This is a genomic window from Haloimpatiens lingqiaonensis (assembly GCF_901447495.1).
GTDB classification, from domain to species: domain Bacteria; phylum Bacillota; class Clostridia; order Clostridiales; family Clostridiaceae; genus Haloimpatiens; species Haloimpatiens lingqiaonensis.
This window is the reverse complement of sequence record NZ_CABDWS010000174.1, coordinates 1-1,223: the sequence shown is the minus strand read 5'-3', so window position 1 is coordinate 1,223 and position 1,223 is coordinate 1. Positions and strand designations below refer to the sequence as shown.

Sequence of the window (1,223 nt, the reverse complement as noted above, 5' to 3'; positions counted from 1 at the left end):
AGCTTACTCCTATCGGAGTTAAATCTAGAAAAGAGATTGTTAAATACATTCCTGCTAAATTAATAATTGAGGAGCATGTTATTTATAGCTACGCTTGTAAAACATGCGAAAGAGCCACTGGTGAAAGTAAAATAGTTTCACCAGAAGCCCCTAAAACAATTTTTTATAATAGCATGGCCTCAAATGAGTTAATTGCACATACTCTAATACTTAAATATCAACATGCAATGCCACTATATAGGCAAGAAACTTACTTTGATATGATGGGAGCTACTCTTTCAAGGCAAACTCTATGCAATTGGACTATGTCTGCAGCAGATGCTTTAGAGCCAATATATAACCATATGAAAAAAGAATTGCTTAGCCGTAATTACATTCATGCTGATGAAACTACTCTTAAAGTAATTAATGATAATGGCAAAGATTCTAAATCTAAAAAGTATATGTGGTTATATATGAGTGACACCAATTTAAAGCCAGTAATTTTGTATGATTATCAGAGTACTAGATCAAGCTCTTGCCCTAAAAATTTCTTAGGAGATTTTAAAGGTTTTCTCCAAACGGATGGATATACTGGATACAATTCCGTCAGCGGAGCTACAAGGGTATATTGCTTAGCTCATATAAGAAGATACTTTCATAATATAATAGTAGATTTAGATGAAGAAGCTCTAAAAAATTCTAGAGGATTAATAGGGTTTAATTATTGTGAGCAAATTTATAAGCTTGAAAAAGAACTTAGAGAATCTTATTCAAGTGATGAAAATTATTATGATATTAGATTTAAAATAAGAACTGAGAAACTAGCTCCAATTATAGATAACTTTATTGATTATGTTGAAAGAGAAATAAAAGATGCTCTTCCAAGAAGTCCGTTAGGTAAGGCACTTGAGTATGCTAAAAAGCATTTACCAGGATTAAAAAATGTATTATTAGATGGTTCTCTAGAAGTTGATAATAATGCTGCGGAAAGAGCAATTAAGCCTTTCGTTATAGGAAGAAAAAATTTCTTATTTGCTAACACTGCTAAGGGTGCAACTGCAAGTAGCAATATTTATAGTATTGTTGAAACTGCCAAGGCTAATAATTTAGTTGTAGAAAGGTACTTAGTCTATCTATTTGATAATCTATCAAAGATAGATATATACGATAGCGAAAGCTTAGAGAATCTTATGCCTTGGAATGATAAGATTCCTGAAAATATGAAAATTAAAGATAAAAAA

General features: G+C 31.1%; 1 protein-coding gene. It reads left to right on the top strand.

What is annotated here, in order from left to right:
• Positions 1-1,223, top strand: a 1,223-nt coding sequence (gene tnpC, locus FGK85_RS15150; protein ID WP_138207988.1) for an IS66 family transposase, incomplete at both ends; no start/stop codon positions are given.